Here is a 22,663-nt window from a genome sequence, read left to right on the forward strand (position 1 = left end):
TCAGCCATGATGGGATAGCGGGCACAGGCACTCCCGGTGATCACTCGGCGTAGGAACCTTGATGATCACTGGTGCCTGTGCCCGGTCTATGACCGGCCCTCCCCGATCGACCTATTTGCGCGGGCTCTTAACAACCCTGCTGCAGGGTGGTTCACGATAGCGGTGGGATCGTTGCTGCACGGGGCTCGTGCGGGTCATGACGCGTGAACCGGCTCGACGTCGAATGACCAACCCACTGCCGGGCGGGCCGCGGTGTTGTTCGGCGCGGCTTGTCGCAGCCCTGTGCCACGATGGACGACTGTGACCACACCCCGACGTTCATGGACATGGCGTAACTGGGCGCAGGCGGAAGCCGAAGTCGCATCCGGCGAAGTGCACGAGCACCAGCAGTTCGAGCTGAAGCGTGACAACTACGGCACGAGCGACAGCGCCAAGAAAGAGCTGGCGAAAGACGTCGCGGCGCTGGCCATCGACGGGGGAACGCTCGTCATCGGGATCGAGGAGGACAGGAACACCGGCCGGGCGGCCGGCCTCGCCCCGGTCGAGCTGGCGGGCCAGGTCGAGCGCATCCAGAGCGTGTGCTTCGCTCGGATCGACCCGCCGCTGGCGATCACCGTGACGGACGTGGTCAACCCATCCGACCCTCGGACCGGCCTGATCGTCATCGACGTCCCGTCCAGTCCGTTCGCGCCGCACCAGGTCGATGGGCGGTACTTGGGTCGCGCGGACCGGACCGTGAGGCCGCTGTCCGATTCCGAGGTGTTCCGCCTGCACCGGCTGCGCGACGTGTCAGAGGACAGCATCCTTCCTGACCTGGAGCGTGCACGGCGTTCGGCAGCTGCCCTCGACATGGGGGCGTCCGCCCTGACCATGGCGGTCGCCCCCCTGCGGGCTCACCGGCCGGAGCTGCTGCGCGACGAGCTGCCGTCGGGCAACGCGTGGCTCGCCTCGATCACTGACGCTGCTCAAGACCGTCTTCGAGCCGTCAATGACGGTCCGCTCGCGAGCCTGCTCATGGCGGATCCGAGCTTTCCGTTCAACACCCGCAGCGGCGTCGACACTCCCAGTGGCTTCGCCTTCAGGTATTCCACCCGGGACGCCTGCGATGTGTACCTGGAGGTCGCGGAGTCTGGCGCGATCACGCTCTCGGCCCGCAACGTCACCGACTGGAACGCGGACCACAGGGAGCACCCTCAATACCAGAAGGTCATCCTCCCGAACCTGGCCGCCACATACGCTGCCCTGGCCCTCGCGACCTTTTCCGAGATCGCAGAGCGCAGCGGCTTCGGCGGCATCGTCGGGATCGCCCTCCGCCTAGACGGCACACTCGGCGTCACGCCGGTGCGCGAGCGAAGGGCCGGGTTCTGGGACCCCTCGGTCCCGTACCCCGACGAGCATTACCAGCGCGTCACGAGCGCCACCACCGTCGAACTCCGGGGCGACCTGACGCCCGTCATGGACCGGCTGTGCGGGCGGTTTTTCCGAGCCCTGGGTCTCGGTGACTCGTTGCGTCAACGCCCGGCCGGGTCCTGACCAGCCGTTAGCCACGCCGGCGTTAGCGACGGGTAACGCCCTCGCCGCCAGCCGCCGCGTCACCTAGACGATCTATTCCAAGGGGTCAGTGTGAGGTTCCACCCCGGGACCGGACACCGGGGTTTCATGCCGCGAGGGCGTGGGCCTGACGGTAGCAGGCGCGGGTTTCGTGGGGTGTGCGGTGGTTGAGTGTCGAGTGTAGACGGCTGTGGTTTTAGTAGGTGAGATAGGCGAAGACGTCTCGTCGGGCGTCGGCTCGGGTGGCCCAGACGCGGGTGCCGATCTCGGCTTTGAGGGTGGCGAAGAACGACTCGGCGACGGCGTTGTCGTAGCAGGAGCCGACCCGTCCCATCGATGGCCGCATGGTAAGCCTGGTCAGGGTGGCCCGGAACTCGGTCGAGGTGTACTGCTTAAGTTCAAGGAGTCGTCGCAACACCGGCTCGTTGCAGCGATCTTAGGTGTTCTTCCAGGGCTTCTGCTGGCGTTCGCCAACCCAGTGACTTACGGGGCCGGCTGTTGAGCGTCGCGGCGATGGCGTCCAGGTCGGTGACGCAGTGTCGTGATAGGTCGGTGCCTTTTGGGAAGTACTGGCGTAGCAGCCCGTTGGTGTTTTCGTTGGTCCCCCGCTGCCAGGGGCTATGTGGGTCGCAGAAGTAGATGTCCAGACCCGTGTCCAGGCGCAGCTGGACGTGCTGGGCCATCTCAGCTCCTTGGTCCCAAGTCAGCGACCGGCGTAGCTGTTCGGGCAGGGTGCTGATCTGCTCCGTGATCGCGTCGCGGACCGCTTCGGCGCCATGCCCGGCCAGTGGCGGACCGTTCTTCACGACAGGTTGCTGGCCGTGTCCTTCCATCCGAGGCAGGTGCAGCAGCATCGTGAACCGGGTGCTGCGTTCGACCAGCGTGCCGATCGCGGACCGCTCAAGTCCGATGATCAGGTCGCCTTCCCAGTGCCCAGGCACCGCCCGGTCGGCGGCCTCTGCCGGGCGTTGGCTGATCATCACCTCCGGGCTGAGGAAGTGCTTGCCGCGGTTGCGGGTGCGGGCCTGCGGCACTCGTAACGCCCGGCCGGTGCGCAAGCACGCCGTCAGCTCACGGCGCAACGCACCGCGGCCCTGAATATAAAGCGATTGGTAGATCGCCTCGTGCGAAATTCGCATCGACTCATCATCCGGGAAATCCACCCGCAACCGTCGGCTGATCTGCTCCGGGCTCCAGGCCGTTCCCCACCGCCGATCCGCGCGACGGCCATGCCGCCGGCCCTTCCACGGCACATTCGGACCCGGAATCGGCCGGCCCTCGCCATCGGTGACCGTGCCAGCGAGCCGGTCCTGCACGTAGTCGTGCAACCGCTGATTCGCCGCCAGTTTGGCGGGTTTCGGACGACGGCCACGGCGTTCGGCATGCCACTGCGCGGCCACAGCACGGTAATCAAGACTGCCGCCACGAGACGCGGCGTTGCGGCGCAACTCCCGCGAGATCGTCGACGGGTCACGGCCCACCGCCCGAGCGATCTCCCGCACGCCCTTGCCCTGCGCTCTGAGCAGCGCGATCTCCTCACGCTCGGCGAAGGACATATACCGGCCCGACACCGGGGCCAGCGACAAAGGCGGCATACCGCCACCCTGACGAAACCAGCGGCCGCCCACCGGCTGCGACACACCACACGCCGCCGCGGCCTCTTCGCTCGACAGCCCCTCAGCGATCCGCCGCCAGAACTGCCGCCGCACCTCCCGATGCTCGTTCACACCCGGCCGACCCGGCGACCGCATCGCCGGGCGACCCGTCACCACTGTCACCCAACCCGCAGGTCTTCCCATGCCACACCCCTTGATCGAGGTGTTGCGACGACCACTTGAATCCGCCAACTACACCTCTGGTGACTTCGCAAAGACTTTGAAGGAACTGGGGCTGCGGCAATCCGTCGGTCGGACCGGCATCTGCTACGACAACGCCCTCGCTGAATCATTCTTCGCCGCACTCAAGAATGAACGCGTCAACCGCACCCAGTATCCGACCCGCGAACACGCACGCCGCGACGTTGCCAGATACATTGAGCTCCGCTACAATTCCCGCAGACGCCACTCAGGACTCGGCTACCGGACGCCACAACAAGCCCGCAACGAGTTTCTGAACTGCCAGCTCGCAGCATGAATTAACTACTGCTCAGCTGTCCGGAAAACGCGGGGCGCATCACGCGCCAGTGTTCGCGAGCACCCGGGGCCGATGCCGGACGCTCAACGGCCGCGCGGCGCCCTGGGGCGAACTTCCCCTCGTAGTCCGTTTGCGGTCAGTTCGTGTTCCACTCCGTTGCGAGCAACCCGAGAATGACCTCGTCGGCGAAGTCGCCGTGTGCCCACGCCGAGCGGCGTAGCGTGCCTTCGACCACGAATCCCGCCCGGGTGGCTGCCCGTATCATCGCAGCATTATCGGCCAACGTCTCCACCTGCAACCGGTGCAGGCCGCGGACCACGAAACCGTAGTGGCACAGCAGCCGGACGGTGTCGGTACCCAGCCGCCGGCTGCGGAAGGCGGACCGCAGCGAGATGCCCAGGTGAGCGATCCTGTTATGCAGGTCTATACCCCATAACAGCGCCTCGCCGACCAGTTCTTCATCGGCGAGCAGCACCACGGAGAAGCACGCGGCATCGTCGGTGGGGTCGGAGACCGTGTAGGGCGACGCGGCGGAGCCGGGTGTGATCGGACGCCATGGACGGGAGTCGGCCCTCGACCGGGTGGCGATGTCGTCATAGAGCTCGGATTGCAGGATGGGAACGTCGGTTTCGTGTCGGGCTCGCAGCCCGACCATGTCGCCACGGAGCATGCACAGTTCCTACCCGACGCGGCCTATCGCCATCAACCTGGCTGTTCCCGGCCCCGTAGCGCGATGGTCACACCCCGAACCCGTATCCGGCAACCTCGACAAGCATGTGGGGCGGATTTCGCCTCATGCTCTACCTGAGTCACCAAGGGCTGCCGGAGCCGACACGCGCCACGGCGTCCTGACTGATCGGCGTTCATCCGAAGGATGTACGCCGGGGTCCGCGGTACCCCCGGAGGTTGACCGGACGGTGCCGTCTCGCGCCTGATGGCGGCGGGTCCCGCCGCCCGTAGCGTCATCGGCATGACAGACGAGGTTATCCGCACCGCCGGACTCAGCAAGCGTTTCGGGCGCCGCACGGCGGTGGACAACGTCGATCTCAGCGTGCCCCCGGGTTGTGCTTTCGGTCTGCTCGGCGTGAATGGCGCGGGCAAGACGACGCTCATCCGTATGTTGCTCGGGCTCACCCCGGCCACGTCAGGGCAGATGTGGCTGCTCGGCTTGCCGGTCCCGGCGCAGCGGGCGGAGGCCCTGAGCCGTGTTGGCGCGATCGTCGAGGAGCCGGGCTTCCACCCCCATCTGAGCGGGCGGGACAATCTCCGCGCGGCGGCGGGGTTCCGTGGGCGCGCGGCGACCGGACGTATCGACGCCGTGCTGGAGCGGGTCGGTCTGGCCGACCGCGCGGACGACCGCGTGGGCGGCTACTCGTTGGGCATGCGGCAACGCCTCGGTATCGCCAGGTGCCTGCTCAACGACCCGGCCCTGTTGATCCTCGACGAACCGGCCAACGGTCTGGACCCGGCCGGTATGCGGGACATGCGCGCCCTGATCAGATCGTTCGTGGCCGAGGGGCGAACGGTGGTGCTGAGCTCGCACCTACTGGACGAGGTGGAGAAGACATGTGACGTGGCCGCGATCGTGGATCGGGGCCGGATCCTCGCGCAGGGACCGGTACGGGAGCTCACCGGCGGCGCCACCTTGGAGGAGCGCTTCCTCGAGCTCACTTCCCAGCCGCACCACGCCTGAAGGAGACATCAATGGACACCTATCGCATGATCGGCGCTGAACTGCTCAAGTTGCGCCGCCGTTCGTTGGTCGCCTGGACCGGCGTGCTCACCCTCGGCGCCAGCGTCGCCTTCGTCGTCTTCAACGCGATCAGACACCGCGCCGATCCCACCCACTACGGTCCAGCCGGCGGAGCCACCAACCTCCAGCACGCGGCGCTGGTCCTGCGTTACCTGGGCACCGTCGCGGCGGTACTGGTGGGCACCACCGCCGGCGGGCAGGACCGGGCCAGCGGCATGTTCCGCGATCTGGTCACCACCGGCACGTCCCGCCGGACGCTGTTCCTCGTACGGCTGCCCGCCGCGCTGGCGTTCTACCTCGTGTGGTTCCTGCCGGCGTACACCATCGCCGCTGTGGCCAGCATCGGCCTCGCGGGCCCGCTGCCCGCCCCACACTGGCGGCTGCTGGTCCAGTTCGGTCTCGGCGTCGGTGTGTCCACCACCGTCGACGTGGTGCTCGCCGTCGGGATGGCAGCGACGCTGGGATCACGCAGTGTGGCGACCGGTATCCTCCTCGGTTGGGAGTTGGCGTTCTCACGGCTTCTGGAGCACGTGAACAGCTTCGGCTCCCTACGGCAACTGCTGACCACATCGGCGGTCGATCGAATCTTCCCCGCACTCGGGGAACCCCGTGTCGTACCGATGACCGCGCTGACCGCGGGGCTCGTGCTGACCGGCTGGGCCGTACTGATCATCACCACCGGAACCTGGAGGACGGCGACCCGCGATGCCTGAACCCTTCTGGCGAGCCGACCGCGGCGTCGACCTTCTGGTCGCCGCCGCGGTCGGCGCCCTCGCCGTGGCGACGACATGGGGCGAAGCGCAGACCGGTACGCCGCTGCCCCGTGTCGTCCTCATCGCGGTAGCCGGCCTGAGCACGACCGCGCTGCTGCTGGTGCGACGCCGCATCCCCCTGGCCGTCGTGCTCGGCACGGCGGGCTGCGCGGCACTGGTCACCGTGACGGCCGAGCATCCCGCCGCCGGGCCGATCGCCCCGGCGGTCGCGCTCTACACCCTCGCCGTACGAAGCGGGTGGCGACGCATCGCCGTCGCCGGCACTGTGACATTGGGACTGCTGGCGGCGGCGGCGGCCGTTCGTAGCGGCTCTCCCGGCGGACCGGTCGCGCAGGCCTTCTTCGTCCTGGGTGCCGCCGCGGTGACGGGTCTGTACGTGGGCAGCCGAACGCAGGTCGCCCGCGCCCTGCGGGCCCGGGCCGTCCAACTTGAGCGGGAGCAGACCCTGCTGGCGCGTGAGGCGGTGCTCGCCGAGCGGATCTGGATCGCGCGGGAGTTGCACGACTCGATCGGCCACCATGTCAGCCTGCTGGTCGTCCAGGCTGGCGCGGTACGCTCCACGCTCCCCGAGGACCACCTCACCCGGCCGGTACTCGACAGCATGATCGCCGGCGGAAAGGAAGCGATGACCGAGATGCGCCGCATGGTCGACGTGCTGCGGCCGGTCGCTGACGACTCCACGGCCGATCAGTTCGGCCCGCCACCGGCGCTGGATGAGACGCCAATACTGTGTGAGCAGCTACGCCAGACCGGATTGCCGGTCGATCTGGAGCTGTTCCCGGGGACGGGGGTGCCACGCACCGCGTCCGTGGCCGCATACCGGATCATCCAGGAGGCACTGACCAACGTCGTCAAGCACGCCGGACTGGTGCCCACGCAGGTGCGGGTCACCCGCAGCGGGGACGTGCTCGACATCCGCGTCACGAACGCCGCCGGGCAGCCCGGCCGGCCTCCATTGCACCACGTAGCGGGAGGTCACGGGCATACCGGTATGCGTGAGCGGGTGGCGCTGTATCACGGCGGCTTCTTGGCCGGTGCCGTTCCGGACGGCGGGTACGCGGTCCAGGCCACGCTCACGTTGGACGGCCGTTCATGATCCGGGTCCTGATCGCCGACGACCAGCCGTTGATGCGGCAGGGCTTCCGGATGATCCTGTCCGCCCAGCCGGACATCGAGGTGGTCGGCGAGGCTGACACCGGCGCCGTGGCAATCCGCCAGGCGGCCGCGCTGCGGCCGGACGTCGTGCTGATGGACATCCAGATGCCGGTGCTCGACGGCATCGCCGCGACCCGTGAACTAACCGGGACGAGAGTCCTGATCCTGACCACGTTCGGCAACGACGATCACGTTGCGGCCGCACTGATCGCGGGCGCCAGCGGCTTCCTCCTCAAAGACACGACACCCGAACAACTGATCCACGCCGTACGCGTGGTGGCCGGCGGTGAGGCCCTGCTCGACCCGGCCGTCACCCGCAGGCTGATCGAACGGGCGCTGCCCAGCCTGGCCCGCCCCGCCGTCACGCCGCGATTCGATGCGCTCACCTCCCGCGAGATGGACGTCCTTCGCCTGCTCGCCAAGGGGTTGTCCAATGCCGAGATCGCCACCACGCTCGTGATCAGCGAGGCAACCGCGAAGACCCATGTAAGCCGGCTACTCAGCAAGCTCGGCCTGCGCGACCGAGTCCAAGCTGTCGTCCTCGCCCACCAGAACGGCCTGGGCTGAACCCGCGCACAACTGGCGAAGACTCCACCGATACGGGTCGCCCACCTGCCCCTGAGTGGCCTGGCTCGGGCGCGGCCCGACCTGTTCGGCGCCCACAGCCCATCTTGAGCTTCACGGGACCGGCGGGCGACCGTCGTGGAGAACGACGCGATATGTCGCGCCGTCCGCCGGATGCAGGATGGCGGCCTCGATGGCAGGGCCTGGCTGTACGCAAGTTCCTTCACCGGTGGTGTCCTTCTGCGCCGGTCTCGTTCGACTACAGATGGACACCGGCGAAGGGTCGCCGGCCGGACGCGGAGGTCGATAATGAAGTACCTGTTCTTGCTGCACTCCCCTGAAGGGCCGCCTCTCGATCAGGGCAGCGTCGAGTACGCGGAGACCTTCGCCGAATGGGCGGCGGTGACCGCGGCGATGGCCGAGGCCGGCGTAATGATCGACTGCGGGCCGCTGCAGCCCGTGTCGTCGGCGACCACGGTGCGTGTGCGTGACGGCCAGGCGATTCTGACCGACGGACCGGCGGCGGAGCTCAGAGAACAGGTCGGCGGCTACACGTTGGTGGAGTGCGCCGACCTCGACGAGGCACTGAAGTGGGCCGCGACCATCCCCTCGGCGCGGACTGGCTGGGTGGATGTCCGCCCGGTGATGGCGACGAAGGCGTCGTCCTGACTGAGACAGAGCTGCGCGCTCATTGGTGGGCGGCGGTGGCGAGCGTTACCCGCCTGGTCGGGGACCTCGCCACCGCCGAGGACGCCGTGCAGGATGCGTGTGTTGCCGCGCTGGTTCAGTGGCCGGTCGAGGGGGAGCCGGCCAATCCGCGCGGGTGGCTGGTCGGGGTGGCCCGACACAAGGCGCTCGACCGGATCCGTCGGGAGGCGCAGCGCAGCGAGAAGGAAGCGGCGGCACTGCGCGAGTGGGGACAACCAGGCCGTCCGCAACCGACGGACCCGCTCGGCGACGACGAACTCAGCCTCATCTTCATGTGCTGTCATCCGGCGCTGGACCCGGCAGCACGGATCACGTTGACCCTCCGGTCGGTCTGCGGGTTGAGCACGGCCGAGATCGCCGCGGTGCTCCTCGTCGGCGAGCCGACCATGGCCAAGCGCCTGGGCCGAGCCAAGCGCAAGATCCGCGAGGCCGGCATCCCGTTTCGGGCGCCCCAACCCGAGGACCTCGCCGACCGGCTGGACGTGGTCCTGCGGGTGATCTACCTCGTGTTCACCGAGGGACACAAGGCCAGTGCCGGGGCTTCCCTGGTCCGCGGCGAGCTGTGCGACACCGCGGTCCGGCTGGCCCGTACCCTCGCCTCACTGCTTCCCGAGCAGCCGGAGGTCACCGGTCTGCTCGCGTTGCTGCTGCTCACCGACGCCCGTCGCGCTGCCCGCGTCGACGCCGCTGGTGACGTTGTGCTCCTCGACAACCAGGACCGTGGCCGGTGGAACCAAGCCATGATCAACGAAGGCGAGGCGCTCCTCGAACAAGCGCTGCGCGTCGGTCGACCCGGCCCCTACCAACTCCACGCGGCGATCGCGGCCTGCCACTCCATCGCCCCACACGCCGACAACACCGACTGGCGGCAGATCGCCCTTCTGTACGGCGAACTGCTGCGCTACGAGCCGACGCCGGTCATTGAGGCGAACCGGGCCATCGCCATCGCGATGGCCGACAGCCCCGCCGCCGGGCTTGCCATCCTCGACACCGTCAGTCACCACCCCCAGCTCAGTCGCTGGCCCCAACTCCACATCGCCCGAGCAGACCTGCTACGAAGGCTCGGCCGCATCGCCGATTCCCGAGACGCCTACCGCAGCGCACTCCACCTCAACCCGTCCCCACCGGAGCAGGCCTTCATCGTCAAGCGCATCGACCAACTTGGTCTCTGAACCGAGGCTCATAGCCTTGCCTAGCGGGAGAAGATCGACGCGCACATCTGCCGCTGGCCGCGCTGCCGTGCCGAATGGGAATGTTCAGGGCTCGCATGATCGTCGCTGCAGCAACTACGGCTTACCTCTGAGGACCTGGTGCATGGTTTCTGAGGTGAAGCGTGGGTGGGGCGTGGCGTTCCACCCGATCTCCTCGGCGCGACGCCGAATGGCCGCGCCAGCCTCCTGCGCCGCCGCTTCGTCCTCAAAAACGGCGATGGACAGACCGTTGCCGGTCTTGGGATCGGAGGAGGTGGTACACCCCATGTACTCCGGGGATTTCCGCGCATGCCTCGATGACCCAGGTCCGGTCATCGGTCGGCATTGGCTCCCATACTGCGACTCTGGCAATCACATGAACCTCCAAAATGGGATGTGACGCACAAGGCCGCCTACTCAGGATAGCGGCAGCGGCGATGGTCGCACGTTCCCGCTGCGGCTCCGCGATCGACCCGCATCGAGACTCGTGTCGACCACCTGGGCGGGCCACGGGCGAAGCTGCCAAATCGATGCCTGACTCTGCGGCCAACCGTGCAGGCACCAGTCCAGGTCCCACCAGTTGAGACTCCGATCCCATCAGCGGCGCGCTGACCGGGGCTTCCTGCCCGGTGGCCTCTTCGGCTGCCCCTGAAGGAGTCAGATCCCTTCTACGTTCGGCTGGCCAGGCTATCCGTCCGGTGGTCCGGGCACACCGGGGCACACGGGCGTCGCCATCGACACCGGGTCGGCTTGCCGGCGAGCCCGTTGCCGCCTACCCGCAACCGGACCAACTCCCGTGCCGTTCGGGCACAGCGCGGCACAGAAGGACATCGGCGTCGGCGCTGCGATGGGCGGCCCGCTAGCTCTGGCCACGGTCGCGTATGGCGTCACCGGGGTGATGCGGCGGCGGAGCACTTCTCGACGGTCTCGCACAGGAGACGCCGACCTGCTCGGATCTGGGCCTGGGTCAGGTTGCCGTAGAACCGCAGGGTGAGGATCCTGCGCTCACGCTCGGGCAGCGTGGCCAGCGCGGGCGCGAGGGCGACGGGTAATTCGACCCGCTCGTAGTCGTGGTCGTCGGCGCCGAGGGTGTCGCCGAGCTCGGTGGCGGTGGCGGTGCCGACCGGGGTGGACAGCGAGGTTGCCCGGTAGGCGCGGGCGCCTTCCAGCCCTTCGAGCACGGCCTCCTCGGTGACGCCGAGGTAGGTCGCGATGTCGACGACCTTCGGGGATCGACTCAGCGTGTGGGTCAGGGTGCTGTTGGCCGGGCTGATCGCCAGGCGGAGTTCCTGCAGGCGGCGGGGTATCCGGACGGCCCGAGTGCGGTCGCGGAAGTAGCGCTTCCACGAGCGGCGGCGGGATTGGGGACGTGCTCGGCCCGGCGGTGCTGGCTGGTGCGGGTCGGCGTCGCAGCTGCCCTCACTGGCGCGGGCTGGATCACAAGGCGGGCAACGACGGTTCATCGCGCTTGTCGCCGACACCGACCGCGTTCTGCTCATCGGCGCCACCTCGGCCGGCCCGACCGGCGGGGAGGTTCTTGCCGGCCTGGCCGTCGCGGTGCATGGCCAGGTCCCGGTGGACCAGCTCCGGCAGACGATCAACGCCTACCCCAACTTCCACCGGACCGTTGAAGACGCCCTGTCTGACCTCGGATGAGGCATACCGTGGGCTTTACGAAGCGTGATAACGGAATTGGCACGGCCAGCCGGGGCACGCTGGCAGCTGTCATCAAGATGGTCGCCCCGGAGGAGAACTATGACCGCCGTGGAACCCACTCCAGACGCCGCGCCCGCCAGGCCCGTCCGAGTGAAGCGGGACCGGGACGAGGTGTTCGTCGAGTACACCAAGTCGATCTGCCCGGTGTGCAAGATCGTCGTGGACGGTCAGGTCAATATCCGCGACGACAAGGTGTACCTGCGGAAACGCTGCCCCGAACATGGCCGGTTCGAGGCGCTGGTGTACGGCGACGCGCAGATGTACCTGGATAGCGCCCGGTTCAACAAGCCCGGCACCATCCCGCTGACCTTCCAGACCGAGGTCCGCGACGGCTGCCCCGCCGATTGCGGACTGTGCCCGGAACACAAGCAGCACGCCTGCCTGGGGATCATCGAGGTCAACACCGGCTGCAACCTGGATTGCCCGATCTGCTTCGCCGACTCCGGCCACCAACCCGACGGCTACTCCATCACCCTCGAGCAGTGCGAGCGGATGCTCGACGTCTTCGTGGAGAGCGAAGGCGAGGCCGAGGTGGTGATGTTCTCCGGCGGTGAACCCACGATTCACAAGCAGATCCTGGAGTTCATCGACGCCGCGCAGGCCCGGCCGATCCGGGCGGTCAACCTCAACACCAACGGGATCCGCCTCGCCTCGGACAGCAGGTTCGTGGCCGCGCTCGGCGAGCGAAACCGGTCGGGCAGGGCGGTCAACATCTACCTGCAGTTCGACGGGTTCGACGAACGCACGCACCGGGAGATCCGCGGCCGGGACCTGCGCGCGATCAAGCGGCGTGCGTTGGACAACTGCGCCGAGGTCGGCCTGACCGTCACCCTCGTCGCTGCGGTCGAGCGCGGTCTCAACGAGCACGAACTCGGCGCGATCATCACGTATGGCTTGGCGCACCCGGCGGTGCGTAGCGTGTCGTTCCAGCCGGTTACCCACTCCGGCCGGCATGTCGCCTTCGACCCGCTGACTCGGCTGACCAACTCCGACGTCGTCCACCTCATCGCCCGGCAGTTGCCCGACTGGTTCCGGGCCAAGGATTTCTTCCCGGTGCCGTGTTGTTTCCCGACCTGCCGGTCGATTACCTACCTGCTCACCGAAGGCACCCCCGGCACCCCGCACTTCGCGGTGGTGCCGATCCCGAGGTTGCTCAACGTGGAGGAGTACCTCGACTACGTCTCCAACCGCGTCGTGCCGGATCACGCCGTACGGGAGGCCCTCGAAAAGCTGTGGTCGGCATCGGCGTTCATGGGCACCGACACCACCGACGAGCGCCTCGCCCAGACCGCCGCGGCGCTGGGCTGCGCCGACGCCTGCGGCATCAACCTGCCCGAGGCGATCGCGAACCTCACCGACCGCGCCTTCATGATCGTCATCCAGGATTTCCAGGATCCGTACACCCTCAACGTCAAACAGTTGATGAAATGCTGCGTCGAGGAGATCACCCCGGACGGCAGGTTGATACCGTTCTGCGCCTACAACTCCGTCGGCTACCGCGAACAGGTCCGCGAACAGATGTCCGGTGTGCCGGTCGCCGACGTCGTCCCCAACGCCATCGGGTTGCAGCCGATGCTGACCGACTCACCGTACGGGTCGAAGATCGCCCATCACCAAACCGCCATCACCGGCGCAAGCAGTGATCACCGGGGCGTGGCTCCCGACGCCACCAACGTGGGCAGGAGCGTCCGGTGAACTCGAAGATCGAACCCGCCAACGCGGCACACGCCAAAACCTGCTGCGCCGCCACCTATGGCTCTGACCTGGTCGCCCTGCTGCTCGGCGACTCCTACCACCCCGGTGGCCTGACGCTGACCCGCCAGCTTGCCGCCCGGCTCGACCTGCGCGCCGGTGAGCGGGTCCTCGATGTGGCCAGCGGTCGAGGCGCCAGCGCCCTCGTACTGGCAGCCGAGTATGGCTCCGCCGTCACCGGTGTGGATCTGTCCGAGGCCAATGTCGCGCTCGCCACCGGCGCGGCTCAGTCCGCCGGCCTCGCCGACCGGGCTCGGTTCCGGGTGGGCGACGCCGAACTGCTCCCCGTCGACACGCGGTCGGTCGACGTGGTCGTGTGCGAGTGCGCCTTCTGCACCTTCCCCGACAAGCCCACCGCCGCCGCCGAGCTGGCCCGGGTGCTGCGTCCGGGCGGCCGGCTCGGGATGACCGACGTCACCGTCACCCCCGACCGGCTCCCGCCCGAGCTGACTGGGATGGGGGCGTGGATCGCGTGCGTCGCCGACGCCCGCCCCCTCGACGAGTACGCCGCCCTGCTGACTGGCGCGGGGCTGACGGTCACCCATACCGAACGCCACGACGACGCGATCGCGGCCATGATCGATCAGATCGAGGCCCGCCTCACCGTCGTGTGGATGACCGCCCGGGCGCGGGCCAAGGCCCTCGGCGTGGACTTCGCACGCGCCCCGGCAGTGCTGGCCGCCGCCCGAACCGCAGTCGCCGACGGTGTTCTCGGCTACGCCCTGCTGACGGCCGTGAAACGGCGTTGAGCGGAAACCGGTGCTCGGACACGAGATTGGAGACGACCATGCCAGGACCGCTGCGAGCGGGCTGGACGCTGGCGGCCATGACCGCGGCGGCAGCCGGGTCGGTCGGGTACCTGGGGCTGGTCACCGGCAGGCTCACCCTAGATCTCGGCATCGGTCGGCGGACACGCGCGCTCGGGCCGCAAGTGCTCGAGATCGCCGCGCCTCGTGAGCTGGTCTTCGACGTGATCGCCCAGCCGTACCTCGGCCGGGCCACGAGGGCGCAGCAGGAGAAGATCCAGGTGCTGGAACGCGGTGACGGAATGGTCCTGGCCGCCCACCGTACGGCGGTCGGCCGTGGCCTGGTCACCCAGACGGTCGAGACCGTTGCCTTCGCCCGCCCCGACGCCGTCGACTTCCGCCTCGTGCGCGGCCCCGTGCCGCACGTTCGGGAACGCTTCTCCCTCACCGACGACGGCGGCCACACCCGACTGGAGTACACCGGCGAGATGAGCACCGATGGCTGGGCGCTGGGAGCCGGGTGGGCGGCGGTTGTCGCACGGCGGTGGGAGGCGACGGTCGCCGGCTCGCTCGCCACAGTGAAGTCCGAGGCCGAACGCCGGCACGCGCTGCGGCGCACAACACCCCCAGAGGACCGCTCCGGCACGGCCACCAAAGACCCCACCGCCGGTCAGACGCAATGACGATCCTGCGGTGGACGTCACCACGCCGCCCACCGATCCGCCACAACCGCGGGTCACCGTTGAGTGACCGCCGAGACGCTGCACTGCGGAGGACGTCGCGGTCGCGGCCGAGACTGCCCAGGCATGCTGCCACCGATCCGGAACGCAATCGGCGCGTGCCGCTACAGTCGACATGTCCGCAGGACCCAGACGGCAGTCAACCGCGCGCCGCGAGACCCTGGTGCAGGTGCGGGAGCCACTGCTGTCGGCTCGACCTGCACGCGGCTTGGGTGCCAGGCTTCGATGCGGAACGACTGATGGAGCTGCATACGTACGCCGACGATGCCGGCGGGCTCTACGAGACAGGGGCGGGCGGCCCTCCTGGAGGGGGTGGGCATGCAGCCGGCCCGGCCAGGACCATCGGCTGCTGCAGGGGCCGGGGCGTCTACCCGCACACCGACTTGCTGCCGTTCGGCTGGCCGTCGAGGGAAGGACGGATGAGCGTGATCGAGGTGTTGTTCTTCGACGGCTGCCCGAACCACGAGGGCTTCGTGCCGCATCTGCGGGCGCTGCTCGACAGCGCTGGGGTGGACGATCCGATCCATGAGCGCGCGGTGGAGACTGACGTTGACGCCCGGGCGCACCGCTTCCTCGGATCGCCGACCCTGCGAATCGACGGCGTGGACGTCGACACGACGGCCGAGCAACGCACGGATTACGGCCTGCAGTGCCGGCTCTACCCGACACAGGATGGTGTTCGGGGTACCCCGCCCGATGAGTGGATCCTGGCCGCACTGCAGCGCCGGCAATCCGCCTTGGCGGCCGACTGATGGTCGCCCGGATCGAGTTGCCGCAGCTGCGTGCGTTGCTTGACGCGGGCGCCCAGCTCGTCGAGGTGTTGCCCGCGACCGAGTACGCCAGCCAGCATCTGCCCGGCGCTCTCAGCATCCCCCTGAAGGTCCTCAACCCCGACACGACCGCTGGCCTCAACCGCACCCGCCCAATCGTCGTCTACTGCTGGGACGGCCTTTGAGACATGAGCCCGCGAGCCGCGTGCCGGCTCGAAGCCCTCGGGTTTACCGACGTCTACGACTATGCCGCCGGCAAGGTGGACTGGCTCGCGCACAACCTGCCCATCGGCGGCGCTTCGGCCAGCGCACCTACCGTGGGTAGCCGGCTCCGCCACGACGTTCCCACCGCCGGCCCCGAGGAGGCGCTCTCCGCCGTTCGTGCCCGCGTCGACGCCTCCCCGTACCGGTTCGCCCTTGTTGTCGCCGGCGACCGCACTCTGCTCGGCCGACTCCGGCACGCCGCCCTCGATGCCGCCCCCGGCACCACGGCCCAGGAAGTGATGGAGTCCGGCCCCTCGACGCTGCGCCCCCATTCAGCCCTGGCCGACGTCGAGTCCCATCTGCGCGCCCACCACCTGACCTACGCGATCATCACCGACCCGGAAGGCCATTTGCTGGGTACGGTTCATCGCGAGGACTTGACAGGCGTGACCGGGGGCGACCGTCATTCGCGCCGCCCCGGGGGCCAGTCTTCACGCGTAGACAAATGATTCGGCGTGGAGGGAATTCCGTCAGCTCTCGTTCATAACTCTGATGCGTATCCGCGACCCGGGAACCACTTGGTTGTCTTCATACTTTCTCCGATGACCGTCTCTGCAGATCGGAACGAGTCGGACACATTTGGCAGCCGGGACCGGCGTCAGCTGACGGTCAGGTCGTCGGATGTTGGCCACACGCCGCTGCCTCGCAGGTCCAGTTTCTCGCCTAGCGCTTGCCGCCACTCGGGCGCGGTGAACGGCTCGCCCCAGTAGTCGGTCACCCGGATCGCCTCGCCATTGCGCAGCTCGGCGATCGAGACGTTGCGGTAGATCCGGCCGTCACCATAATCGTTGCTCCACTCGACGACCAAGGTGTCTCCGCAGGAGTGCCGCATGCCGACGCCGAGCCGAAGCCCGACGAAGTGCGACTCCACTTCCGCTATTCGCGCCCGTCCCCGGATCAGCTCGCCGGACTGCGGCCACTGGCGCACCGCATCCTGCGCGAGCGGTACGCCGAGAATGCGCTCAAGCCGAGTGTTCGAATCGCCGTCCACTCCCGAAATTTTACTGAAAGATCACCCCGGCGGTGCGGAGATCGCCAGACGAGTGTCAAATCGCGCCCGGCCCTGCTCCCGTTGACGTGCAGACGGACCTTGCCTACCGGCGGAATCACCCCTGCACCAAGCGGCCAGAGTCTGACGCTGCTCATTGTCGAGCGCATGGGCGACGTGGCATCCAGGCACGGAGGCCTCGACGGCCGATGGCCCAACCGGGCGTCAACGCCCGTCGTACGGCCTGCCGGTGGATGGTGGGGGAGCAGGTTGGGAGCAATGGGGCGCGCTGAACGGCGCTGAACTGCATAGAACGGCGCCCAACTGCGCCCAACGGCACACCCGCTCACCTGCGGCTCCACGTTTCGGCAGTTCAAAGGCGGTGCAGCGTCCCGGTTCACACCGGAGTGCTCAGCCGTATTGAGCAGTAGTCGACAGCATTCTATGTCGCCTGGTAGGGAGTATAGGCAGGTCAGCGTGGTAAGGACCTTGCGATTGCTCGTTCCTTGCAGGTGGGTTCAGATTGGGTGCAGGTTGGCGAAGTGGTCACCGCGTCCGAAGTGCTCACCCGGGGATCGACGCGAAGGGTGCCATGACCTGCCACGATGTGGGCAAGCGGGTGAGCGTGACCTCCCAGAGAAGACCGAAGTGGTCACCCCGCCCGACGCGTGGGCGCTGAGCAACTTCAGATACCAAGTCGATGGCTGGGGCACGCTGGCGATGCGGCCAAGTCATAGGTGTCCGTCTCTGCGTGCGTCTTTCTGTCAGTCCGGAGTCGTCCTGCTCTCTGGAAGATCAATCTCAGCAGCACCGCCCTGACCAGGGCTTGCTGCTCGGTGACCTCTTCGGCGAATCCGAAGAGGTCACCTCGCGGCTAGACTTGCACGAGCTTCAGAGTCGCACTCATCGTCATCTCGGAAGTGTCCCCAGGTCGGGTTTTCCGCGACGAGTCGCAGCACCACGTCCCGCGCTTGCTGGTCGACCGGTGGCCGGCCGGGCCGGGCGTGCGGGTAGGTCCAGTGCCGGGCGATCAGCTGTCGGTGCCAGGGGAGCAGGGTCGCTGGGGTGACGAAGAACGCCGCCCAGCGCGGGCGGGGCAGCGGCCGCGACAAGGCGGCCAGTACCACCCGGTCGGCCGGTTCGAGATCGGGGCGGTGCACCTGTCGGCGTAGCACCGCCACCTGGTGGCGGAGTGCAGTATCTCGACATCCTTGGCCCCGCCATCGCGGGCGATCTGGGTCAACGTCTGCAGGACCTGGCGAGGCAGCAGGTACGGAAGGGACGCGATCATGGCCTCCATCGTGTCGGCCACGCTGGCGGCGAGCATGTGCCGAACTGCAGGTCAGCGGATGTAACCCAATTCTCGAACCCCACACGCTCAGGGTCTCTGCTGGCTCGCGCAGTTGCCAGGGCCGGACATCCTTGGCGGCATAATGAAAAAGTTCACCCCGGGCCTTGACTGCCGATCAAGAGTGCTGCTTGAGTGAGGGCCGTCACACCGCCGACCGTCAGGACACGCGATGACCGCCCCGCTCGCCGAACAGCTAAACGAGGGCCCCAACACAGAGGCCCTTATGGCCACCGTCGGTCTGCAGCTGCGGACGCTGCGCAAGCTGCGGGGACTGACGCTTGAGGGGCTGGCGCACAAGGCTGACGTCAGCATCGGGCTCATTAGTCAGATCGAGCGTGGCCGAGGCAATCCATCGTTCAACACGCTCGTCCAGCTGGCGCACGCACTGGATGTGCCGATCGGCCGCCTCTTCCACACCGCGATGGTGACTTCGCCTGTCGTGCGTGCCCACGAACGCCGCGTCCTCGACATGCACTCATCCGGGGACGTCGATGCCCTCCACGCCCTGCTAACCCCCAACCTGGACGGCGCACTCGAGGCCATCTGGGTCGAGGCGCCCGCTGGCTACGACACCACAGAGACGCCCTTCAGCCACCCCGGTGAGGAGTTCGGACTTGTCCTCGAAGGACGGCACGAGGTCTACCTCGACGGCACTCGGTACGTCCTCGAAGCGGGGGACTCAATCACCTACGCAAGCACCACGCCCCATTGGTACCGGAATCCCGGCCCGGACCCGGTGAAGGCGATTTGGATCATTACGCCCCCCACCTTCTAAACCCCACAACACACGTTTACTGCCGCTGACGGCCGCTTGGGCCATCGGCTCGGTACCCCTTGCCGCGACCGGGTCGCCCCCCATCCCGGACGCGGCTCACACGATGGGAGAGAACCCATGACTGAGACCGCATGGAGCCGGCGCAACGTCCTCAAGCGCGGTGCGCTGCTCCTCGGCGCAGCAACTGCCGGACCCGCCGTCCTCACCGCGTGCGGCGGAGGTGGCGGCCCGGCCACGGCGACGGGTGCCGGAGGCAGAGACCCAGGGGCACCCCTGTCGATGCAGCTCGGGTGGCTGCTCGACAACGGTCAGCTCGGCGAGGCCGTCGCGATCGGCAAGGGCTGGTTCGCCGACAACGGCATTAACGTCTCGATTGCCCCCGGCGGACCTAGTACTCCAGCCGGAGATCTTGACCTTGGCTGATCGGGAGGTGGTTCCCGGGGCTGACGCGGGAGCAGCCACCATTGAACATGGACGGTTGTGTGGACTGACCATGATGCGGCGGTGGCTGCCGCCTACAGGGTAGACGCCCGGCGGTGGCGGGAGTTGTTCGACGAGCTGATGGTGACCGTCGGAGTCCGTTTCCGCAGGCCGGAGCCCCGCCGGCGGGTGCGGGACTTCGTGCGGGGGTTGTTGGCGCCGTTGCCGCGGAAGAACTGCTGGACGATCGCTGAGCACGCCGGTGACGCCTCGCCGGACGGGATGCAGGATCTGCTTGCCCGCGCTCAGTGGGACGACGGGCAGGGTCGCGCGGACGTGCGCGGGTTCATTGCTGGGCAGCTGGGTGACCCGGACGCGGTCCTGATCGTGGATGAGACGGGGGATCTGAAGAAGGGCCGACACACGCCTCGGGGTCCAGCGCCAGTACTCGGGCACGGCCGGGAAGATCGAGAACTGCCAGCTCGCGGCGCATCTGGTCTATGCCACCGAGGCCGGGCACGCGCTGGTTGACGCGGCGCTCTACCTGCCCAAAGCCTGGTGTGAGGATCCGCAGCGCAGGGCCGAGGCCGGTGTCCCCGACGACACGACGTTCGCCACGAAGCCGCTGTTGGCCCGACGGATGATCGACTCCGCAGTCGCCGGCGGACTGCCGTGTCGATGGGTGGCAGCCGATGAGGCCTACAGCGGTGACCCACGTCTGGCCGCCGCGCTGCGCGTTCACCGTCTCGGCTACGTCCTGGCCGTGGCCCGTTCCCACCGGGTGATCACCGGCATCGGTATTCAACGCGTCGACGACCTTGCCGTAGCCCTGCCCCCAACCGCCTGGCAGCGGATCTCGGCAGGCGCGGGCGCGAAAGGGCACCGCTACTACGACTGGGCCTTCACGTCCCTGCCCGCCCACGGCGATGAGCACACCGGCCGCCACTGGCTGCTGATGCGCCGCAACCGGCGCACCGGTGAACTGGCCTTCTACCGCTGTTGGTCCCCGCAGCCCGTGCCCCTGGGCACGCTGGTATCCGTGGCCGGACGCCGCTGGAAGATCGAGGAGTCGTTCCAGGCCGCGAAGACCGCCCTCGGCCTGGACCAACACCAGAACCGGCGCTGGCGCTCCTGGCACCGGTGGACCACCCTGGTGATCCTCGCTCACGCCTTCCTCGCCGCCGCGACCGCCACCACCCGAGCCGACGGCCCATCCGAACCCGCATTGATCCCACTGACCGCCAACGAGCTACGCCACCTGTTCAACGTCCTGATCATCGAACCGACCAGACGCCACACCGACCAGCTCACATGGTCGATCCGGCGCCGTCGACACCAAGCCCGCGCCAGGGCCAGCCACTACGCCAGACAGGCACTCATCGAGCCCTGATCAAGATCTCCGGCTGGAGTACTAGCCGCAACGCCGTTCAGTTAGGGATTGCCGAAAAACAAGTAGCGGCTTCCCTCCTGGACGGTGTCGGATGTGGTATAGCCGTGACCGTGGAGACCGAGCAGGTGCTGGCGGCGAAGTTCGAGGTGATCTTCCCGCATCTGGATGAGCGGCAGCGTCGTCTGTTGATGGGTGCCGAGGCTCGGACGCTGGGGCACGGCGGGATCCGGGCGGTGGCCCGGGCGGCGGGGGTCGCGGAGAACACGGTGTCGCGGGGGATGTCCGATCTGGAGGCTGGCAAACAACCGTTGGGTAGGACGCGGCGTCCTGGCGGTGGTCGCAAGCGGCTGTCTGACCTGGATTCCGGGCTGCGCCCGGCGCTGCTGGCGCTGGTCGAGCCGGATGAGCGGGGTGATCCGATGTCGCCGCTGCGATGGACGACGAAGTCGACCCGCGCCCTGGCTGCGGAGTTGAGCGCCCAGGGTCACCGGGTCGGTGCCGACACGGTCGCTGATCTGCTGCGCCAGGAGGGGTTCAGCCTGCAGGCCAACACCAAGACCATCGAGGGCAAGCAGCATCCGGACCGCGACGCGCAGTTCCGCTACATCAACGAGCACGTCAAGGGCTACCAGGCGGCCGGTGACCCGGTGGTCAGCGTGGACACCAAAAAGAAAGAGCTGGTCGGTCAGTTCACCAACGCCGGTCAGCAGTGGCGGCCGACGGGTGAGCCGGTGCGCACCCGCACGCACGACTTCCCCGATGACAGTCTGGGCAAGGCGGTGCCGTACGGGATCTACGATCTGGCCGCCAACGCCGGCTGGGTCAACGTGGGCACCGACCACGACACCGCCGCGTTCGCGGTCGAGTCCATCCGCCGCTGGTGGACCGCGGCCGGCCGCAGCGACTATCCGCACGCCCGGCGGCTGCTGATCACCGCGGACGCGGGCGGCTCCAACGGCTACCGCACCCGCGCATGGAAAGCGGAACTGGCGGCCTTGGCCGTGGAGACCGGGCTAGAGATCACGGTGTGTCACTTTCCACCCGGCACGTCCAAGTGGAACAAGGTCGAACACCGGCTGTTCTCCCACATCACGATGAACTGGCGGGGCCGGCCGCTGTCTAGCCACGAGGTCATCGTGCAGACCATCGCCGCCACCACGACCCGCACCGGGCTGCGCGTGCACGCGCAACTGGACACCAACACCTACGACACCGGGGTTCGCATCAGCGACCGGCAGCACGAGGCGTTACCCGTGACCCGCCACGACTGGCACGGCGACTGGAACTACACGCTGCGTCCCGAGGCATATCAACACATCACCACCGACCCTGACCCGTTCGACCAGCCCAGCCCCGACCTGGCCTGGCTACGCCACCCCGCCCTGACCGGACTGCCAGCACAACAATGGGACGCGCTCATCACCGCGCTGATGACGCTGCACCCTCGGCAGCGGGAGGCGAACCTGGACAAGCGGCGCGGTCACCGTCCACGGCTGACCGCCCCCGGCACCGGCCGCCGTCCCGTCCTCACCCTCGCCGACCGGCTCCTGGCAACCGTCCTGCACCAACGCCTCGCCCTGCCCAGACCGCCGTCGCCGCCCTGTTCCACGTCCGACCCGAGACGATCAACAGGCACATCCGCGAGACCCGCCAACTCCTACAGCAGGCCGGACACACCATCCACCCAAGCCCACACCGGCTCGCCACACTCGACGACCTCTACCGCCTCGCCACCGCAGAAGGCATCAGCGTCCCAGCGGACACGACAGCGTGTTAATGATCTGCAATCCCTAACTGAACGGCGTTGTTGTGCCCTGAACGACGAAGGAGCTTGATATGTAGGCAGAGCTGCGGAGTTGATGCTGTGCGGGAGATGAAGGTTTGGCCCTTCGGAGCCGCCCACTCGGGGGGAGGCTTCAAACCA

At 68.0% G+C, this 22,663-nt stretch carries 22 protein-coding genes and 3 pseudogenes; 19 read left to right on the plus strand and 6 right to left on the minus strand.

Going from position 1 to position 22,663, the window contains the following annotated elements; translation table 11 throughout:
- The first annotated feature begins 300 nt into the window (after nucleotides 1-300).
- Nucleotides 301-1,533 carry an ATP-binding protein gene (locus tag SLP03_RS29035; protein ID WP_319463839.1) on the plus strand — a complete coding sequence of 411 codons (1,233 nt, stop codon included), beginning with the start codon at nucleotides 301-303 and terminating at the stop codon, nucleotides 1,531-1,533.
- 214 nt (nucleotides 1,534-1,747) lie between these two features.
- On the opposite strand, the gene SLP03_RS29040 is transcribed toward SLP03_RS29035, so the two are convergent.
- Nucleotides 1,748-1,966 carry an integrase core domain-containing protein gene (locus SLP03_RS29040; RefSeq protein WP_319463840.1) on the minus strand — a complete coding sequence of 73 codons (219 nt, stop codon included), beginning with the start codon at nucleotides 1,964-1,966 and terminating at the stop codon, nucleotides 1,748-1,750.
- Nucleotides 1,950-3,350, minus strand: coding sequence for an IS30 family transposase (locus SLP03_RS29045; RefSeq protein ID WP_319463841.1), 1,401 nt, complete (start codon nucleotides 3,348-3,350; stop codon nucleotides 1,950-1,952). Before SLP03_RS29045 ends, SLP03_RS29040 begins: the two co-directional genes overlap by 17 nt.
- Nucleotides 3,351-3,369: 19 nt before the next feature.
- Between SLP03_RS29045 and SLP03_RS29050 the strand changes: the two genes are divergently transcribed.
- Complete coding sequence (locus SLP03_RS29050) at nucleotides 3,370-3,684, plus strand: integrase core domain-containing protein (RefSeq protein WP_413644762.1); 315 nt, start codon at nucleotides 3,370-3,372, stop codon at nucleotides 3,682-3,684.
- 136 nt (nucleotides 3,685-3,820) lie between these two features.
- Here the strand turns inward: SLP03_RS29050 and SLP03_RS29055 are convergent, their stop codons facing one another.
- Nucleotides 3,821-4,354 (minus strand): GNAT family protein, encoded by a 534-nt coding sequence (locus SLP03_RS29055; protein WP_319463842.1) that lies wholly within the window; start codon nucleotides 4,352-4,354, stop codon nucleotides 3,821-3,823.
- Nucleotides 4,355-4,618: 264 nt separating this feature from the next.
- Here SLP03_RS29055 and SLP03_RS29060 point away from each other — a divergent pair, with 264 nt between their 5' ends.
- The 6 genes from SLP03_RS29060 to SLP03_RS29085 all read left to right on the plus strand — a co-directional run bounded on the left by SLP03_RS29060 (nucleotide 4,619) and on the right by SLP03_RS29085 (nucleotide 9,809).
- Nucleotides 4,619-5,377: an ABC transporter ATP-binding protein gene (locus tag SLP03_RS29060; protein WP_319463843.1), complete on the plus strand. Its 759-nt coding sequence runs from the start codon at nucleotides 4,619-4,621 to the stop codon at nucleotides 5,375-5,377.
- Nucleotides 5,378-5,388: 11 nt separating this feature from the next.
- Nucleotides 5,389-6,150: a hypothetical protein gene (locus SLP03_RS29065; protein WP_319463844.1), complete on the plus strand. Its 762-nt coding sequence runs from the start codon at nucleotides 5,389-5,391 to the stop codon at nucleotides 6,148-6,150.
- On the plus strand, nucleotides 6,143-7,306 hold the full coding sequence (locus SLP03_RS29070) for a sensor histidine kinase (RefSeq protein ID WP_319463845.1): 1,164 nt from the start codon (nucleotides 6,143-6,145) through the stop codon (nucleotides 7,304-7,306). The genes SLP03_RS29065 and SLP03_RS29070 overlap by 8 nt, the downstream gene beginning before the upstream one ends.
- Complete coding sequence (locus SLP03_RS29075; RefSeq protein ID WP_319463846.1) at nucleotides 7,303-7,932, plus strand: response regulator transcription factor; 630 nt, start codon at nucleotides 7,303-7,305, stop codon at nucleotides 7,930-7,932. The genes SLP03_RS29070 and SLP03_RS29075 overlap by 4 nt, the downstream gene beginning before the upstream one ends.
- A 306-nt stretch (nucleotides 7,933-8,238) precedes the next feature.
- The gene (locus SLP03_RS29080; protein WP_319463847.1) at nucleotides 8,239-8,598 is read left to right on the plus strand and encodes a YciI family protein; all 360 of its coding nucleotides are present in this window, start codon (nucleotides 8,239-8,241) and stop codon (nucleotides 8,596-8,598) included.
- 11 nt (nucleotides 8,599-8,609) lie between these two features.
- The gene (locus SLP03_RS29085; RefSeq protein ID WP_319463857.1) at nucleotides 8,610-9,809 is read left to right on the plus strand and encodes an RNA polymerase sigma factor; all 1,200 of its coding nucleotides are present in this window, start codon (nucleotides 8,610-8,612) and stop codon (nucleotides 9,807-9,809) included.
- 877 nt (nucleotides 9,810-10,686) lie between these two features.
- Here SLP03_RS29085 and SLP03_RS29090 read toward each other — a convergent pair.
- Nucleotides 10,687-11,170 (minus strand): annotated as a pseudogene (locus SLP03_RS29090) (sigma factor-like helix-turn-helix DNA-binding protein); the annotation flags it as partial.
- Between the two features lie 118 nt (nucleotides 11,171-11,288).
- Between SLP03_RS29090 and SLP03_RS29095 the strand changes: the two are divergent.
- The 7 genes from SLP03_RS29095 to SLP03_RS29125 all read left to right on the plus strand — a co-directional run bounded on the left by SLP03_RS29095 (nucleotide 11,289) and on the right by SLP03_RS29125 (nucleotide 16,264).
- On the plus strand, nucleotides 11,289-11,483 hold the full coding sequence (locus tag SLP03_RS29095) for a hypothetical protein (RefSeq protein ID WP_413644763.1): 195 nt from the start codon (nucleotides 11,289-11,291) through the stop codon (nucleotides 11,481-11,483).
- A gap of 150 nt (nucleotides 11,484-11,633) precedes the next feature.
- Nucleotides 11,634-13,238, plus strand: coding sequence for a radical SAM protein (locus tag SLP03_RS29100; RefSeq protein WP_319463858.1), 1,605 nt, complete (start codon nucleotides 11,634-11,636; stop codon nucleotides 13,236-13,238).
- On the plus strand, nucleotides 13,235-14,044 hold the full coding sequence (locus tag SLP03_RS29105; protein WP_319463848.1) for a class I SAM-dependent methyltransferase: 810 nt from the start codon (nucleotides 13,235-13,237) through the stop codon (nucleotides 14,042-14,044). The genes SLP03_RS29100 and SLP03_RS29105 overlap by 4 nt, the downstream gene beginning before the upstream one ends.
- Before the next feature lie 77 nt (nucleotides 14,045-14,121).
- The gene (locus tag SLP03_RS29110) at nucleotides 14,122-14,724 is read left to right on the plus strand and encodes an SRPBCC family protein (RefSeq protein ID WP_319463849.1); all 603 of its coding nucleotides are present in this window, start codon (nucleotides 14,122-14,124) and stop codon (nucleotides 14,722-14,724) included.
- A gap of 476 nt (nucleotides 14,725-15,200) precedes the next feature.
- A complete protein-coding gene (locus SLP03_RS29115) occupies nucleotides 15,201-15,533 on the plus strand; it encodes a hypothetical protein (RefSeq protein ID WP_319463850.1) in 333 nt (110 codons plus the stop codon).
- Complete coding sequence (locus tag SLP03_RS29120; RefSeq protein WP_319463851.1) at nucleotides 15,533-15,736, plus strand: rhodanese-like domain-containing protein; 204 nt, start codon at nucleotides 15,533-15,535, stop codon at nucleotides 15,734-15,736. The genes SLP03_RS29115 and SLP03_RS29120 overlap by 1 nt, the downstream gene beginning before the upstream one ends.
- Before the next feature lie 3 nt (nucleotides 15,737-15,739).
- Nucleotides 15,740-16,264, plus strand: a complete 525-nt coding sequence (locus tag SLP03_RS29125) for a CBS domain-containing protein (protein WP_319463852.1) — start codon at nucleotides 15,740-15,742, stop codon at nucleotides 16,262-16,264.
- Nucleotides 16,265-16,413: 149 nt separating this feature from the next.
- On the opposite strand, the gene SLP03_RS29130 is transcribed toward SLP03_RS29125, so the two are convergent.
- Both SLP03_RS29130 and SLP03_RS29135 read right to left on the minus strand, forming a co-directional pair.
- Nucleotides 16,414-16,806: a hypothetical protein gene (locus SLP03_RS29130; protein ID WP_319463853.1), complete on the minus strand. Its 393-nt coding sequence runs from the start codon at nucleotides 16,804-16,806 to the stop codon at nucleotides 16,414-16,416.
- Between the two features lie 860 nt (nucleotides 16,807-17,666).
- Complete coding sequence (locus SLP03_RS29135) at nucleotides 17,667-17,978, minus strand: hypothetical protein (RefSeq protein WP_319463854.1); 312 nt, start codon at nucleotides 17,976-17,978, stop codon at nucleotides 17,667-17,669.
- A 345-nt stretch (nucleotides 17,979-18,323) separates the two neighbouring features.
- Here SLP03_RS29135 and SLP03_RS29140 point away from each other — a divergent pair, with 345 nt between their 5' ends.
- The 4 genes and pseudogenes from SLP03_RS29140 (at nucleotide 18,324) to SLP03_RS29155 (ending at nucleotide 22,516) form a co-directional block, all read left to right on the plus strand.
- Nucleotides 18,324-18,929 carry an XRE family transcriptional regulator gene (locus SLP03_RS29140; protein ID WP_319463855.1) on the plus strand — a complete coding sequence of 202 codons (606 nt, stop codon included), beginning with the start codon at nucleotides 18,324-18,326 and terminating at the stop codon, nucleotides 18,927-18,929.
- Nucleotides 18,930-19,046: 117 nt separating this feature from the next.
- The gene (locus tag SLP03_RS29145; RefSeq protein ID WP_319463856.1) at nucleotides 19,047-19,352 is read left to right on the plus strand and encodes a hypothetical protein; all 306 of its coding nucleotides are present in this window, start codon (nucleotides 19,047-19,049) and stop codon (nucleotides 19,350-19,352) included.
- Nucleotides 19,353-19,490: 138 nt separating this feature from the next.
- Nucleotides 19,491-20,739 (plus strand): annotated as a pseudogene (locus tag SLP03_RS29150) (IS701 family transposase).
- A gap of 98 nt (nucleotides 20,740-20,837) precedes the next feature.
- Nucleotides 20,838-22,516, plus strand: a pseudogene (locus tag SLP03_RS29155) (ISAzo13 family transposase).
- The last annotated feature ends 147 nt before the right edge of the window (nucleotides 22,517-22,663 follow it).

The sequence above is a fragment of the Micromonospora sp. RTP1Z1 genome (genome assembly GCF_033804685.1).
Classification (GTDB): Bacteria; Actinomycetota; Actinomycetes; order Mycobacteriales; family Micromonosporaceae; genus Micromonospora.

Coding starts and splice junctions, on each gene's coding strand:
- SLP03_RS29080 (WP_319463847.1), top strand. CDS start 8,239: ATGAAGTACCTGTTCTTGCTGCACTCCCCTGAAGGGCCGCCTCTCGAT.
- SLP03_RS29055 (WP_319463842.1), bottom strand. CDS start 4,354: ATGCTCCGTGGCGACATGGTCGGGCTGCGAGCCCGACACGAAACCGAC.
- SLP03_RS29045 (WP_319463841.1), bottom strand. CDS start 3,350: ATGGGAAGACCTGCGGGTTGGGTGACAGTGGTGACGGGTCGCCCGGCG.
- SLP03_RS29060 (WP_319463843.1), top strand. CDS start 4,619: ATGGCGGCGGGTCCCGCCGCCCGTAGCGTCATCGGCATGACAGACGAG.
- SLP03_RS29110 (WP_319463849.1), top strand. CDS start 14,122: ATGACCGCGGCGGCAGCCGGGTCGGTCGGGTACCTGGGGCTGGTCACC.
- SLP03_RS29145 (WP_319463856.1), top strand. CDS start 19,047: ATGACTGAGACCGCATGGAGCCGGCGCAACGTCCTCAAGCGCGGTGCG.
- SLP03_RS29120 (WP_319463851.1), top strand. CDS start 15,533: ATGGTCGCCCGGATCGAGTTGCCGCAGCTGCGTGCGTTGCTTGACGCG.
- SLP03_RS29140 (WP_319463855.1), top strand. CDS start 18,324: ATGACCGCCCCGCTCGCCGAACAGCTAAACGAGGGCCCCAACACAGAG.
- SLP03_RS29075 (WP_319463846.1), top strand. CDS start 7,303: ATGATCCGGGTCCTGATCGCCGACGACCAGCCGTTGATGCGGCAGGGC.
- SLP03_RS29125 (WP_319463852.1), top strand. CDS start 15,740: ATGAGCCCGCGAGCCGCGTGCCGGCTCGAAGCCCTCGGGTTTACCGAC.
- SLP03_RS29115 (WP_319463850.1), top strand. CDS start 15,201: ATGAGCGTGATCGAGGTGTTGTTCTTCGACGGCTGCCCGAACCACGAG.
- SLP03_RS29065 (WP_319463844.1), top strand. CDS start 5,389: ATGGACACCTATCGCATGATCGGCGCTGAACTGCTCAAGTTGCGCCGC.
- SLP03_RS29070 (WP_319463845.1), top strand. CDS start 6,143: ATGCCTGAACCCTTCTGGCGAGCCGACCGCGGCGTCGACCTTCTGGTC.